The sequence below is a fragment of the Pseudomonas frederiksbergensis genome, assembly GCF_003732275.1.
In the GTDB taxonomy this organism is placed as follows: Bacteria; Pseudomonadota; Gammaproteobacteria; order Pseudomonadales; family Pseudomonadaceae; genus Aquipseudomonas; species Aquipseudomonas frederiksbergensis_H.
Genome location: NZ_MOBM01000038.1, coordinates 1,032,038 through 1,046,293 on the forward strand (window position 1 = coordinate 1,032,038; position 14,256 = coordinate 1,046,293).

At 61.5% G+C, this 14,256-nt stretch carries 10 protein-coding genes; 1 reads left to right on the forward strand and 9 read right to left on the reverse strand.

All coding sequences use genetic code 11. From position 1 onward, the window contains the following. Nucleotides 1–117: 117 nt before the first annotated feature. The 7 genes from BK662_RS24180 to BK662_RS24210 form a co-directional block, all read right to left on the reverse strand. Entirely contained in the window at nt 118–1,770 is a 1,653-nt protein-coding gene (locus BK662_RS24180) for a BatD family protein (RefSeq protein WP_123359667.1), read from the reverse strand. After that, nucleotides 1,767–3,503: a tetratricopeptide repeat protein gene (locus BK662_RS24185; protein WP_123359666.1), complete on the reverse strand. Its 1,737-nt coding sequence runs from the start codon at nt 3,501–3,503 to the stop codon at nt 1,767–1,769. The genes BK662_RS24180 and BK662_RS24185 overlap by 4 nt, the downstream gene beginning before the upstream one ends. Then, a complete protein-coding gene (locus BK662_RS24190; protein WP_123359665.1) occupies nt 3,500–4,579 on the reverse strand; it encodes a vWA domain-containing protein in 1,080 nt (359 codons plus the stop codon). Before BK662_RS24190 ends, BK662_RS24185 begins: the two co-directional genes overlap by 4 nt. Beyond that, complete coding sequence (locus BK662_RS24195) at nt 4,572–5,066, reverse strand: DUF4381 domain-containing protein (protein ID WP_123359664.1); 495 nt, start codon at nt 5,064–5,066, stop codon at nt 4,572–4,574. Before BK662_RS24195 ends, BK662_RS24190 begins: the two co-directional genes overlap by 8 nt. Further along, nucleotides 5,063–6,007, reverse strand: a complete 945-nt coding sequence (locus BK662_RS24200; RefSeq protein ID WP_123359663.1) for a DUF58 domain-containing protein — start codon at nt 6,005–6,007, stop codon at nt 5,063–5,065. Before BK662_RS24200 ends, BK662_RS24195 begins: the two co-directional genes overlap by 4 nt. A gap of 5 nt (nt 6,008–6,012) precedes the next feature. Next, a complete protein-coding gene (locus tag BK662_RS24205; protein WP_007901181.1) occupies nt 6,013–6,972 on the reverse strand; it encodes an AAA family ATPase in 960 nt (319 codons plus the stop codon). A 294-nt stretch (nt 6,973–7,266) separates the two neighbouring features. After that, entirely contained in the window at nt 7,267–7,620 is a 354-nt protein-coding gene (locus BK662_RS24210) for a hypothetical protein (protein WP_123359662.1), read from the reverse strand. A 503-nt stretch (nt 7,621–8,123) separates the two neighbouring features. On the opposite strand from BK662_RS24210, the gene BK662_RS24215 reads away from it, so the two are divergent. Beyond that, complete coding sequence (locus tag BK662_RS24215; RefSeq protein WP_123359661.1) at nt 8,124–13,031, forward strand: NAD-glutamate dehydrogenase; 4,908 nt, start codon at nt 8,124–8,126, stop codon at nt 13,029–13,031. A gap of 190 nt (nt 13,032–13,221) precedes the next feature. On the opposite strand, the gene BK662_RS24220 is transcribed toward BK662_RS24215, so the two are convergent. Both BK662_RS24220 and BK662_RS24225 read right to left on the reverse strand, forming a co-directional pair. Continuing rightward, a complete protein-coding gene (locus BK662_RS24220) occupies nt 13,222–13,641 on the reverse strand; it encodes a cupin domain-containing protein (protein WP_123359660.1) in 420 nt (139 codons plus the stop codon). A 226-nt stretch (nt 13,642–13,867) separates the two neighbouring features. After that, nucleotides 13,868–14,161, reverse strand: a complete 294-nt coding sequence (locus BK662_RS24225) for a putative quinol monooxygenase (protein ID WP_063343499.1) — start codon at nt 14,159–14,161, stop codon at nt 13,868–13,870. Between the last annotated feature and the right edge of the window lie 95 nt (nt 14,162–14,256).

Sequence of the window (14,256 nt, forward strand, 5' to 3'; positions counted from 1 at the left end):
GTTTACTGGCAAAAGGTCGGGAATGCAGAAGGGCAGAAAAGATCGCAGCCTTCGGCAGCTCCTACATTGGAATGGTGTACACCCGTAGGAGCTGCCGAAGGCTGCGATCTTTTGATTCTATTTCGGATAAAGCGGCGGCAACCCGGTATCGCCAACCAGGTCTTGAACCCCTTCGGCCGTCGGGATCGCACGAATTGCGCGCCAGAGTTCTTCGCCTTGCCAGTACTGTCCGGTTTCGCTGTAAAGCGCGCCGTTCAGGCCATCGAGCGCATCGGACAGCGGCACAAAACGCGCCGCCATGTCGGCCAGGGTTTCCGGTTGTTGCCGGGCCCAGGCGTCGAGGGCCTGGCGGGTGGCATGGGAGTCGTTGGCCTGGCAGGCGCGTTTGAGGTCGTCGAGCAGCGTGCGTGGGCTCGGGCCGGTTTGCGCCGCCCGCAGGATTGCCGGTTGCGAACGGGCGCGCCACCAGAGGCCGAAGCCCAGCAGGGTGGTGCAGGCCAGAATCACAGTGCTGAGTTTCCACCACCAGAGGGCTTCGTTGTTGGCGCCGGACATCACCTGCGGGCTGCCCGCCGGGCTATCGACGATCAGGCTCGGATTGCTCGCCACTTGCAGCGTGCGGGCCGGCAGGCTGCTGTGTTCCAGGTGATCCTCGAAGGTGTTCCACCAGACCACTTCAACGCTCGGCAAGTCAATGTTGCCGGTACGGGTCGGCACCAGGGCTTCACGGTCCTCGCGACTGCCGATCAAGCCGCGCTCGCTGCTCTGGTTGCCCAGCACCGGTTGATCCGGGTAGCGCCGCAGGCCGTTGATCTCGGTGGCGGGTAAGGGGGGCAGCTGGGAACTGGCGAGGCCTTCGGCGTTCAAGGTCAGGCTACGGGTCAGCGAGTCGCCGACCTGCGCTTGATCCGGTTCGGGGCTCCAGGTTTCGCTCAGGCTCAAGCTACGGGCCGGCAGCCAGGGAACATCGGCCGGATACGTGCCGGGTTTGGCCTTGACCGTCAGCGGGATCTCGGCGGATTTGACGCGCATCTGCTTGCCCGGTTTTGGCCCTTGGGGTGTTGCGTCCTGGGACGGCCGGGTATCGACCGGCGTGGCACTGAACATCTGCGCCGGAATGGTCAATTCACCGCTGTGTTGCGGGTAAATCGCGTAGCGCATTTCGATCACGCCATGGCGCAATCCGTTGATGACTTTTTCGTAGGTGCGCGACTCGCCCAGCTGTTCGATGCGCGCATCGGGAATCTGCAACGGGGTCAGGCTGCTGTCGTCGTACAGCGACACCGAATGGTAGATGCGCAAAGTCAGGATCGCCTGGGCCTGCACATAGACGCTGTTCTGGTCGAGACTGGCCTCGATGAACACCGGCGCCAGTGTGTTGCTGCTGTCCTGGGTTTCGCTTTCGATCACTTGTACGGTAATCGGCTGGCTCTGGACGTCGCCCAGTTGCAGCGACGGAATCACCACGCTGCCGTTTTGCCGGGGCAGCAGGGTGATGATCCAGCGGGTGGTCGCTTGGGTGTCGCCGTTGAGGGTGTTCAGTTGGTTGACCTGACGGGTGCCGCGCACTTCGAACAGCGGCTCCAGCGGGGTCAGGTCGGGTTTGCCGAACTGGGTTACGTCGCTGGTTTCCAGGGTCAGTTCGACCGTCTCGCCGGAATTCAGGCGGCTGCGATCGACGCTGGCGACCAGCTCCGCAGCCTGGGCCTGAACGGTGCAGAGCAACAGGGCGGGCAACAATGCAAGCAAGAAGGCGGTGAAGCGGGTCATCGAGTTTTTTCCTGATCCTGATGTTGTTGCTGTTCGTACCAGAATTTGCGTCTGAGCAGTTCGCCGGGGTCATCCGGGATCTTGCGCAGCCATTGCTCCAGCGCCTGGCGCTGTTCGCCTTCGATCATGTCGCTGGCCGGGTGCCGCGGTGGCGTGGTGCTTTGCTCATCGCCCAACTCGCTGCCCGGGACTTCATTGGCGCCCGGTTGCGGTGGTGTCGTGGGCGGCTGCTCGGCGTCCGGCGTGGTTTGCTCGGCGTCGGTTTTCGGCTCGCCATTGCTGGGTTGGGTGGCGCTGCCCGGCGGCGGTTCCTGGGTGATGGTTTCGGTTTTGCCATCGGCGGTTTTGTCCGGCTCGACGGGCGGCGCTGAGGCCTTCTGTTTGAGCAGACTTTCCACCAGTGCCTTGTTGGTCAGGGCCGGACGCAGATCCGGTTGACGTTCCAGCGCTTGTTCGTAAGCGTCTAGCGCCGCTTCCAGCTCACCGCTTTTGGCCAGGGCGTTGCCACGATTGTAGTGGGCGTGGGCGTCATTGCTTTCGGCAAACCGCTGAGCGGCGCCACTGTAGTCGCCAGCTTCATAAAGCGCCACGCCTTGCCATTGAGAATCTTCAAAATGCTGCGCAGCCTCGGCCGGGCGCTTTTGTTTGAGCAAGTGCAGGCCCTGTTGATCGGGACGCAGCCACAGGTCTTCGAAATCGAAGGCGTAACTCGGTTGCGGCAGCAGGAACAGCAGCGGCAGGCAGAACAGCCAGCCGCGGCGCCCGGCACAAGCGGCCAGCAATAACAGTGGCAGCAGCAGCCAGTAACCCTGATCGGCCCAGGTGTCGAGACGCAGCGTCTGGCCGTCGTTGCGCAGATCCCGTGGGCCGTCGAGCAGGCCGAGGCCGCGCAGGTCGGCATCGTCCAGGCGTGCCTGGCGGTAACGTCCACCCAGACCGTTGGTAAAGGCCTTCAGGCTGGGGCCGTCCAGACGCGGCACCAGAATTGCGCCCAGGTCATCCTTGAGGAAACTGCCGTCGTCCTGCGCGACCGGCGCACCTTCGGCAGTGCCGATACCGAGCATCAGAAATTGCGTGGACTTGTCGTCCAATGCCTGACGAGTCCCTTGGCGTTCCTGTTCCGTCAGCGACGAGCCGATCAGCAGGATCCGACCCTGGCCGAGGGCGCCCTGATCCAGCAGCGCGAGGGCCTTGGCCACCGCCAGATCGGCACGATGACCGGCCTGGGGCATCAGCGACGGCTTGAGCGCACCCAGCAGGTTGCGGCTGGTCGACAGGTCATCCGACAGCGGCACCAAGGTGTGGGCGCTGCCGGCGTAGACGATGATTGCGGTCTGCGCGTCGCTACGGTTTTGCAGCAGGTCGAACAGTTTGCGCCGGGCTTGTTCCAGCCTGTTCGGCGCACTATCGGTGGCGAGCATTTCCGGAGTCAGCTCAAGCAACACCACCAGCGGGTCGGCGGGTTTCTGGCTGGTTTGTTCGACGCGCTGCCAGCTCGGCCCTAGCAGGGCCAAAACGGTAAGCGCCCAAGCCAGGCCCAGGGCGACCCAGGGCAGTTTGCTCTCGCGACCGCTGCCACCACTGAGCAACGCGGCGTGGAAGGCCGGTGGCAGAATCATTTGCCAGCGGCCTGCGCGCTTCTGCCGATGCCAGAGTTGCCAGAGTAACCAGCCCAGCAGCGGCAACAACAGCAGCCACCAGGGACGGAACCAGTGCGGCCAGAGCGCAATCATCGGCGCCTCCGCAGTCGCAGGCGTTTGAGCCGCTGACGCCAGTCGGGCAGTTGCGATTGCAGAAACCGCTCTTTGGTAAACAGCCGTTGCAACGGGTTGTCCGGCCAGCGCTCGCGGATCACCAGCAGCATGCTCAACAGCAGGGCCATCGCCAGAGGCCAGTGATACAACGCTTGGGCCGGGCGGGCTTGGGTGGGTTGTTGAGTCACGGGTTCCAGTTGGTCGAGGGTGCGCTTGATCGCCTGCAATTCCTCGCCGTCGCGGGCGCGGAAGTACTGGCCGCCAGTGGCTTGGGCGATGGCTTTCAAGGCCGGTTCGTCGAGGTCCAGGCTCGGGTTGATGCCCAGGAATCCCAAAGTGCCGCTTTGTTCCGGATCGGTGCCGATACCGATCGGATAGATTTTCACACCTTCTTTGGCCGCCAGGCGTGCGGCGGTCAGCGGGTCGATTTCGCCGCCATTGTTGGCGCCGTCGGTGACCAGAATCAGCACACGACTTTGTGCCGGGCGTTGACGCAGGCGTTTGAGGGCCAGGCCTATGGCATCGCCGATGGCGGTGTTCTTGCCGGCGATGCCGATCCGCGCTTCGTCGAGCCACACGCGAACGGTGTGCCGATCGAAGGTCAGTGGCGCTTGCAGATAGGCCTGGCTGCCGAACAGGATCAACCCGACCCGATCGCCGTCGCGACTTTCAAGAAAGTCACCGAGCAAATGCTGCACCAGCGACAGTCGGCTGACGTCTTCGTCCTGCCACCGCATGTCGGGGAAATCCATGGAGCCGGACACGTCGACCGCCACCAGCAGATCGCGGCCACTGGCGGCAACCGGCAGGGGGTCGCCGAGCCATTGCGGGCGCGCGGCGGCGATCAGCAATAACAGCCACAGCAAAATGAACGGTGCCTGCTGACGCCACGCCGGCAGATTCGCCCGGGCACGGCGGCGAGCGAGGCCTTCGAGGTCGCTGAGAAAGCTGACTTTGAGTGCCGGTTCGCCGCTGTCGGCGACCGGCAGTAACACCCGCATCAGCCACGGCAGTGGCAGCAGGGCGAAGATCCACGGCCAGGCGAACTCAAACATGTTTGCGAATCCAGGTGTCGACTGCTTGAGTCAGGCCGGCGATGGCCTTGTCGTCGAGTTTGCATTCGGGTTTGTAGGCGCCTTCCACCAGCACCATCCAGCGCGTAAGGCCTGCAGCCGGGCATCGGTTATCGAGGAATGCCAGCCATTTGCGCCCATTAAGGGTGTGGCTCTGGCTGTAGGGGTAATGGTTGCGGCACAGGCGTTTGAGCAGCCCGTTGAGTTGCTGCAGCCAGGCACCGGCCGGGGCGCCGTCATAGGGCTTGGGCATCCGGGCGAGTTCAGCCAGCGCCGCGAGACGCACAGGATCCAGCGGTTGTTCGGCGCGGACGATAGGGCGCTTGTTCGGGATGAAACGGCGCAACTGCCACAAGCCGAGACCGATCAATGGCAGCAATAACAGCAGCAGCCACCAGCCCGGCGCCGGCGGCCAGAAGCCGATCGGTGGCGGGGAAATCAGCGGTTGCAGTTGATCGAGGCTGCTCATCGACCTTTCCCCGGACGCTGCGGGTTCAGGTATTCGCGCAGTTGCTCGACCATTTCGCTTTGGGTGCTCAAAGGCATCAGCAATACCCGCAACTTTTGCGCCAACAGCTCCCAGCGGGCGATACGCGCTTCCGCTTGTGCGCGATAGGCCTGGCGCAAGTCGTAATTCAACGTGTCGAGTTCCAGCTGCGCCCCTCGTTCCGTGAAGCGTAAAAGCCCGGCGGCGGGCAGGGCGTGATCCAGCGGATCGGACACGGGCAGTAGCAACAGGTCGCAATGGCGTGACAACAGGCTCAACTGCTGCTCGGCACCGTCGGACAAGGCGCGTTCATCGCAGATCACAATCACCAGGCTGCCGGGGCGCAGTACTTCCCGGGCGCGGCGCAGGGCAATGCCGAAGGCGTCGCGGTCCGGCTCGCGTTCGGTGTGCAGCGACTGATTGACCCGCACCAGGCGGTTGAGCAATTGCAGCAGGCTCTGTTTGCTACGTCGCGGTTTGATTTCGTAGTGCTCGTCGTCGCCGAACACCAGGCCGCCGACCCGGTCGTTATGGCCTAGCGCGGCCCAGCCAATCAGGCTCGCCGCCTGGGCAGCAAGCACCGATTTGAACATCAGCCCGGAGCCGAAAAACAACCGGCGGCTCTGTTCGACCATGATGAAAATCGGCCGCTCGCGTTCTTCGTGGAACAGCTTGGTGTGAGGCTCCTGGGTCCGGGCGGTGACGCGCCAGTCGATGCTTCGCACGTCATCACCGGCCTGATAGACCCGCACCTGATCGAAGTCCACCCCGCGCCCGCGCAGTTTGGAGTGGTGCAGGCCGATCAGCGGGCTGCGCTGGCTCGGCGTGGAAAACAGCTGCACTTCGCGCACGCGATGGCGCATCTCGATCAGCTCGGCGAGGCTGACACGGATGCCCGGCTCGGGCGGCAGGAGGGCGTTCATCGGGGTCAAGCGACGGCTACGACGTCGAGAATCCGCTGGACCACCCGGTCCTGGTCGATGCCAGCGGCTTCGGCTTCAAAGGAAAGAATGATGCGATGGCGCAACACATCGAACAGCACCGCCTGAATGTCTTCCGGGCTGACGAAGTCGCGACCGGCCAGCCATGCGTGGGCCCGGGCGCAACGGTCCAGGGCAATGGAGCCCCGCGGGCTGGCGCCGTAGGCGATCCATTCGGCCATTTCCGGGTCGAATTTGGCCGGCGTGCGGGTGGCCATGACCAGTTGCACCAGGTATTCCTCCACGGCGTCGGCCATGTACAACCCGAGGATTTCCTTGCGCGCGGCGAAGATCGCCTGCTGGCTGACCCGGCGCTCGGGCTTGGTTTCGCCGTGCAGCGCTTCGCCGCGAGCCTGTTGCAGAATCCGGCGCTCGACCGCGGCGTCAGGGAAGCCGATTTTTACGTGCATCAGGAAACGGTCGAGCTGGGCTTCGGGCAGCGGGTAGGTGCCTTCCTGCTCGATGGGGTTTTGCGTGGCCATGACCAGAAACAGCGGCGACAGGTCGTAGGTGCTGCGCCCGACACTGACCTGGCGTTCGCCCATGGCTTCAAGCAGGGCCGACTGAACCTTGGCCGGGGCACGGTTGATTTCGTCCGCCAGCACCAGATTGTGGAAAATCGGACCTTGCTGGAACACGAAGCTGCCGGTTTCCGGGCGATAGATTTCCGTGCCGGTGATGTCGGCCGGTAGCAGGTCGGGGGTGAACTGGATGCGATGGAACTGTGCTTCGATGCCTTCGGCGAGCTCTTTGATGGCCTTGGTCTTGGCCAGCCCCGGGGCGCCCTCGACCAGCATGTGGCCGTCGGCGAGCAAGGCGATGAGCAAGCGCTCGATGAGTTTTTCCTGGCCGAGAATCTGCGTTGAAAGAAAGGTTCGCAGCGCGAGCAGCGCTTCACGATGTTCCATCGATGACTGTTCCTGGAAAGGGTGACCGAAGACGTTCGAATAACGCCAGGGCTGGGGGCGTTACTTTAATCCATCGCAGGGTGCGGCGACTAACGGCATTTTGTGCAAAGTGCGGGAATTGATGGGGGAAATTGTTGGAATTTTGTAGGCGAGGGGCAGGGTGGTGATCTGGCTGGCCTCTTCGCGAGCAAGCCCGCTCCCACAGGTGACCGGGTTCTCACATGAAAATGCGATCAAATGTGGGAGCGAGCCTGCTCGCGATGAGGCAGGTTCAGGCACCCGAGATTCCGAGGCTTAGAGCTGACTTATATAAGTACCAGTCCCCTTGAGGATGTTCTGCAAGGTTTCTTCCACTTCAGCCAGATCCTGCGCATCGGTGCTGTGCAGGATTTCCAGCGAATCATCGCCATCGAGCACATCGGCGTCCGTGGCGGCGATCTCGATCAGCAGGCGGTCAGGGCTGAGGGTGACTTTCACACCGTTGAGGGCCGAAGGCTTGTCGTGGAAGATGATCTCCAGCTCATCCTCGTCCGGAAAGCGGCTCATCAGGAACATTTCGCCCTCGGCGCTGTTGCAGCAGAGCATGGCCAAGTTGTCTTCTTCTTCGTCGCACGGGTTGACGATCAAGAGGTCAGTTGTCATTTGCATGGGAAAATCCTGGCTCGGCGAGCGTGGTGAACGTAACAAAAGGCAATTCTGCCAGCCCCGGGGAATTTCTGCTTGGCTGAGTGTCAGAATATGTGTCGTGAACATTCGGGGTGTTACTGGTCATTTTTGGCACGCGGGTGCCGTAAAACCGGGCATAAAGTGCCCATTTTCCTGCACGACTGCTAGTGTTGTTCGAGGCACATGCCGCGAGTTACGTGCCGATGACCGAATATGTCGCAGCGCTGCAAGCACGGCCCTTGCCGCACTCGTTAAGCTGCGCAACGGATGAGCACCCGTAAAGGCATTGCCTGTTGCCTTGGCAGTCGTTTTTGCAGATGCCCATTCAATGGAAGGTGAATGTGACCTGAGTGTCTCGTCCAGCTTCACCCACCTGTCATCCTGTTTCCTCTGCCCGAGAATCAGGAACAGGGTGACGGATTGCCCCCGAAAGGGGTTTGCACGCGACGCTTCCATCAATAACAAGCCCAAGCGGAGTACCACAGATGGCGTTCTTCACCGCAGCCAGCAAAGCCGACTTCCAGCACCAACTGCAAGCGGCACTGGCGCAGCACATCAGTGAACAGGCACTGCCACAAGTGGCGCTGTTCGCCGAACAATTCTTCGGCATTATTTCCCTGGACGAGCTGACCCAGCGTCGGCTGTCCGATCTCGCCGGCTGCACCCTTTCTGCGTGGCGCCTGCTTGAGCGCTTCGATCACGCGCATCCGCAAGTGCGCGTCTACAACCCCGATTACGAACGCCACGGCTGGCAGTCGACCCACACCGCGGTCGAAGTGCTGCACCACGACCTGCCGTTTCTGGTGGACTCGGTGCGCACCGAGCTGAACCGTCGCGGCTACAGCATTCATACCCTGCAAACCACTGTGCTGAGCGTGCGTCGCGGCAGCAAGGGCGAGCTGCTGGAAATCCTGCCCAAAGGCACCCAGGGCGAAGGCATTCTGCAAGAATCGCTGATGTACCTGGAAATCGACCGTTGCGCCAACACGGCCGAACTGAACGTCCTGACCAAAGAGCTGGAGCAGGTTCTCGGCGAAGTCCGCGTCGCGGTCGCCGATTTCGAACCGATGAAAGCCAAGGTCAAGGAGCTGATCGAAGGCATCGACAACAGCCAGTTCATCATCAACGCCGACGAAAAGTCCGAAATCAAGAGCTTCCTGGAATGGCTGGTGGGCAACCACTTCACCTTCCTGGGCTACGAAGAATTCGTGGTGGGCGAAGATCAGAACGGCGGTCACATCGAATATGACCAGAACTCGTTCCTCGGCCTGACCAAACTGCTGCGCGCCGGCCTGACCGTCGACGATCTGCGCATCGAAGACTACGCCGTCAACTACCTGCGCGAACCGACGCCGCTGTCGTTCGCCAAGGCTGCACACCCAAGCCGTGTCCATCGTCCGGCGTACCCCGATTACGTGTCGATCCGCCAGATCGATGCCAATGGCAAAGTCGTTAAAGAATGCCGCTTCATGGGCCTGTATACCTCCTCGGTGTATGGCGAAAGCGTGCGGGTCATTCCTTACATCCGTCGCAAGGTCGAGATCATCGAACAGCGTTCGGGCTTCCAGGCCAAGGCTCACTTGGGCAAGGAACTGGCCCAGGTGCTTGAAGTGCTGCCGCGCGATGACTTGTTCCAGACCCCGGTGGACGAGCTGTTCACCACCGTGATGTCGATCGTGCAGATTCAGGAGCGCAACAAGATCCGCGTGTTCCTGCGCAAAGACCCGTACGGCCGTTTCTGCTACTGCCTGGCCTACGTGCCGCGCGACATCTACTCCACCGAAGTGCGCCAGAAGATCCAGCAAGTGCTGATGGATCGCCTGAAAGCCTCGGACTGCGAGTTCTGGACCTTCTTCTCCGAGTCCGTGCTGGCCCGTGTGCAACTGATTCTGCGGGTCGATCCGAAGAACCGTCTGGACATCGACCCGGTTCTGCTGGAAAAAGAAGTGGTGCAGGCCTGCCGCAGCTGGCAGGACGACTACGCGAGCCTGGTGGTCGAGAGCTTTGGCGAAGCCCAGGGCACCAACGTGCTGGCCGACTTCCCGAAAGGCTTCCCGGCCGGTTACCGCGAGCGTTTCGCAGCCCACTCGGCTGTGGTCGACATGCAGCACCTGCTGAGCCTGAGCGAAAAAAATCCGCTGGTCATGAGCTTCTATCAGCCTCTGGCCCAGGTTTCCGGTCAGCGCATGCTGCACTGCAAGCTGTATCACGCCGATACGCCGCTGGCGTTGTCCGACGTGTTGCCGATCCTGGAAAACCTCGGCCTGCGCGTGCTGGGTGAGTTCCCGTATCGCCTGCGTCACAACAATGGCCGCGAATTCTGGATTCATGACTTCGCGTTCACCGCCGCCGAAGGTCTGGAACTCGACATCCAGCAACTCAACGACACCTTGCAGGACGCTTTCGTCCACATCGTGCGTGGCGATGCCGAGAACGATGCATTCAACCGCCTGGTGCTGACCGCCGGCCTGCCATGGCGCGATGTGGCGCTGCTGCGTGCCTACGCCCGTTACATGAAGCAGATCCGCCTGGGCTTCGACCTGGGTTACATCGCCAGCACCCTGAACAACCACACCGACATCGCTCGCGAGTTGACCCGGTTGTTCAAGACCCGTTTCTACCTGGCGCGCAAGCTGGCCAGTGATGATCTGGAAGACAAGCAGCAACGCCTGGAACACGCGATTCTGGCAGCACTGGACGATGTTCAGGTGCTGAACGAAGACCGCATCCTGCGTCGTTACCTGGACCTGATCAAAGCGACCCTGCGGACCAACTTCTACCAGACCGACGCCAACGGTCAGAACAAGTCCTACTTCAGCTTCAAGTTCAACCCGCACCAGATTCCAGAGCTGCCGAAGCCGGTTCCGAAGTTCGAAATCTTCGTTTATTCGCCTCGCGTTGAAGGCGTACACCTGCGCTTCGGCAACGTTGCTCGCGGTGGTCTGCGCTGGTCCGACCGTGAAGAAGACTTCCGCACCGAAGTCCTGGGCCTGGTAAAAGCCCAGCAAGTGAAGAACTCGGTCATCGTACCGGTGGGTGCGAAGGGCGGCTTCCTGCCGCGTCGCCTGCCACTGGGCGGCAGCCGAGACGAGATCGCGGCCGAGGGCATCGCCTGCTACCGCATCTTCATCTCGGGCCTGTTGGACATCACCGACAACCTGAAAGACGGCGCGCTGGTACCGCCGGCCAACGTCGTGCGTCATGACGACGATGACCCGTACCTGGTGGTGGCGGCGGACAAGGGCACTGCGACCTTCTCCGACATCGCCAACGGCATCGCCATCGACTACGGCTTCTGGCTCGGCGACGCCTTTGCGTCCGGCGGCTCGGCCGGTTACGACCACAAGAAAATGGGCATTACCGCCAAGGGCGCGTGGGTCGGCGTACAACGCCACTTCCGCGAGCGCGGCATCAATGTTCAGGAAGACAGCATCACGGTGGTGGGCGTCGGTGACATGGCCGGTGACGTGTTCGGTAACGGCTTGCTGATGTCCGAAAAGCTGCAACTGGTCGCTGCATTCAACCACCTGCACATCTTCATCGACCCGAACCCGGAGCCAGCCAACAGCTTCGCCGAACGTCAGCGTCTGTTCGACTTGCCGCGTTCGGCCTGGTCGGACTACGACACCAGCATCATGTCCGAAGGCGGCGGGATTTTCTCGCGCAGCGCAAAAAGCATCGCGATTTCCCCGCAGATGAAAGAGCGTTTCGACATTCAGGCTGACAAACTGACTCCAACCGAACTGCTGAATGCCTTGCTCAAGGCACCGGTGGATCTGTTGTGGAACGGCGGTATCGGTACGTACGTGAAAGCCAGCACCGAAAGCCACGCCGATGTCGGCGACAAGGCCAACGATGCACTGCGCGTGAACGGCAACGAACTGCGCTGCAAAGTCGTGGGCGAGGGCGGTAACCTCGGTATGACTCAGTTGGGTCGTGTCGAATTCGGCCTCAATGGCGGCGGTTCCAACACCGACTTCATCGACAACGCCGGTGGTGTGGACTGCTCCGACCACGAAGTGAACATCAAGATCCTGCTGAACGAAGTGGTACACGCCGGTGACATGACCGACAAGCAACGTAACCAGTTGCTGGCGAGCATGACCGACGAAGTCGGCAACCTGGTGCTCGGCAACAACTACAAGCAGACTCAGGCCCTGTCCCTGGCGGCACGCCGTGCCTTGCCGCGGATTGCCGAATACAAGCGTCTGATGAACGATCTGGAAGGCCGCGGCAAGCTGGATCGCGCCATCGAGTTCCTGCCGGCTGAAGAGGCGATCAACGAGCGCGTCGCGGCGGGCCATGGCCTGACCCGTGCCGAGCTGTCGGTGCTGATCTCCTACAGCAAGATCGACCTCAAGGAAGCGCTGCTCAACTCCTTGGTGCCGGACGACGACTACCTGACCCGCGACATGGAAACCGCTTTCCCGCCGACGCTGGTGAGCAAGTTCTCCGCCGCCATGCGCCGTCACCGTCTGAAGCGCGAAATCGTCAGCACCCAGATCGCCAACGATCTGGTGAACCACATGGGCATCACCTTCGTTCAACGACTCAAAGAGTCGACCGGCATGAGCCCGGCGAATGTGGCCGGTGCTTACGTGATCGTGCGTGACATCTTCCATCTCCCGCACTGGTTCCGTCAGATCGAAGCCTTGGACTACCAGGTCTCCGCTGATGTGCAACTGGAGCTGATGGATGAGCTGATGCGTCTGGGCCGTCGCGCTACGCGCTGGTTCCTGCGCAGCCGTCGCAACGAGCAGAACGCTGCCCGTGACGTCGCACACTTCGGTCCGCATCTGGCCGCGTTGGGCCTCAAGCTCGACGAACTGCTGGAAGGCCCGACCCGCGAAGGCTGGCAGACCCGCTACCAGGCTTACGTCGCTGCTGGCGTGCCTGAGTTGCTGGCGCGCATGGTTGCAGGTACCACCCACCTGTACACCTTGTTGCCGATCATCGAAGCTTCGGACGTGACCGGCCAGAACGCAGCGGACGTGGCCAAGGCCTACTTCGCCGTGGGCAGTGCGCTGGACATCACCTGGTACCTGCAACAGATCAGCGCTCTGCCGGTTGAAAACAACTGGCAGGCCCTGGCCCGTGAGGCGTTCCGCGACGATGTCGACTGGCAACAACGTGCGATCACCATCTCCGTCCTGCAACAGGGCGACGGCACCCAGGACGTGGAAACACGCTTGGCGCTGTGGATGGAAGAGCACGAAGGCATGATCGAACGCTGGCGCGCCATGCTGGTGGAAATCCGTGCCGCCAGCGGCACCGACTACGCCATGTACGCGGTGGCCAACCGCGAACTGCTGGACCTGGCGTTGAGCGGTCAAGCGGTGGTGCCTACCACTGCCAATATGACTGCCAGCGCCGAGCTGGAGCCGGCTGCCTGATAGGCGTTGAATGAAAAAGCCCTGTCTCGAAAGAGATGGGGCTTTTTTTTGTCTGGAGGTTTTGTGAGGTCTGGTCGGGCCTCTTCGCGAGCAGGCTCGCTCCCACAGGTGACCGGATTCTTCCAGAAGAAAGCGATCTACTGTGGGAGCGAGCCTGCTCGCGATAGGGCCATCAGCATCGCCTCAGCTATTAGTTTTCCAAAGGAATCAACACTTTCTCATCCGGAGCCAACACCATGAACACCAACAACTTGGCGGGTTGGGTAGCGCTGGCGTTCTTCGAAACCAGATGTTCCGACCCGGCCGGTTCGTACCAGAATTCGCCGGCCTTGTAGGTGATCGCTTTTTCACCTTTGACTTGCGAAATGATCTCCCCCGAAAGCACATAGGCCATGGCCGTGCCCTGGTGTTTATGGGCGATGGACGATTGGCCCGGCTCGTAATCGACTTCGATCATCAAGGCTTTTTTGCCGGGTGCGTTTTTCAGCATCTGGTCCTGCAGGACGGTGACTTTTTCTGAAGGGGCTGCGGTGTCGTGGGCGAATGTCGGGGCTGAAACACTCAGCGTCAGGGCGGCGAGAGGGGCAGCAAAAAAACGAAGCGCATTCATGGTTGATTACCTGAGGTGGTGAGTCGTCAGGGAGCACAGTAAGCCGCGCTATCGGGCAATCAAACGGCCAATTTTCGGGAAGGCGAGGGGACCAATCAAGCAAGTCAAAATCAAAAGATCGCAGCGTTCCGCAGCTCCTACAGAATTTGCGTCCGCCCGATGTTTCAAGGGTGCACGCGATTCCAATGTAGGAGCTGCGGAACGCTGCGATCTTTTGATCTTGCTTTTAAACGATTGGAAAGCTGTTGAAGTCGACGGCATTCGCCAGTCGGCTGTCGATCAGGCCGATGAAGCCTTGCACTTCGGGGCAGTTGAAATGCGATTGCATGGCCGCTTCCGATTGCCAGCGGGCGCTGACCGTCCAGCGGGTGTCGTCCTCGGGGCAGCGGTCGACCATATAGGAGTCACAGCCCGGTAGTTCGCGCAGGGTGTCGACAATCTTTTGCAGTTGCTTACCCAGTTCGTCCGAGCGGCCGGCGGCAGCCTGCACCTTTACGGTGGTGATCACTTCGTTGGACATTGCTCACACTCCTGAATCAGGCCGGACGAATCCTGCTCATTGAGGGATAACGCCCAATCAGGATAGGCCTGCACCCCCAGACCGCCAATAGCCAA

What these genes read in the sequence shown, in the direction of transcription:
- BK662_RS24185 (WP_123359666.1), bottom strand. Translation starts at nt 3,503, where the DNA reads ATGATTGCGCTCTGGCCGCACTGGTTCCGTCCCTGGTGGCTGCTGTTG.
- BK662_RS24205 (WP_007901181.1), bottom strand. Translation starts at nt 6,972, where the DNA reads ATGGAACATCGTGAAGCGCTGCTCGCGCTGCGAACCTTTCTTTCAACG.
- BK662_RS24200 (WP_123359663.1), bottom strand. Translation starts at nt 6,007, where the DNA reads ATGAACGCCCTCCTGCCGCCCGAGCCGGGCATCCGTGTCAGCCTCGCC.
- BK662_RS24220 (WP_123359660.1), bottom strand. Translation starts at nt 13,641, where the DNA reads ATGAATGCGCTTCGTTTTTTTGCTGCCCCTCTCGCCGCCCTGACGCTG.
- BK662_RS24215 (WP_123359661.1), top strand. Translation starts at nt 8,124, where the DNA reads ATGGCGTTCTTCACCGCAGCCAGCAAAGCCGACTTCCAGCACCAACTG.
- BK662_RS24225 (WP_063343499.1), bottom strand. Translation starts at nt 14,161, where the DNA reads ATGTCCAACGAAGTGATCACCACCGTAAAGGTGCAGGCTGCCGCCGGC.
- BK662_RS24190 (WP_123359665.1), bottom strand. Translation starts at nt 4,579, where the DNA reads ATGTTTGAGTTCGCCTGGCCGTGGATCTTCGCCCTGCTGCCACTGCCG.
- BK662_RS24210 (WP_123359662.1), bottom strand. Translation starts at nt 7,620, where the DNA reads ATGCAAATGACAACTGACCTCTTGATCGTCAACCCGTGCGACGAAGAA.
- BK662_RS24195 (WP_123359664.1), bottom strand. Translation starts at nt 5,066, where the DNA reads ATGAGCAGCCTCGATCAACTGCAACCGCTGATTTCCCCGCCACCGATC.
- BK662_RS24180 (WP_123359667.1), bottom strand. Translation starts at nt 1,770, where the DNA reads ATGACCCGCTTCACCGCCTTCTTGCTTGCATTGTTGCCCGCCCTGTTG.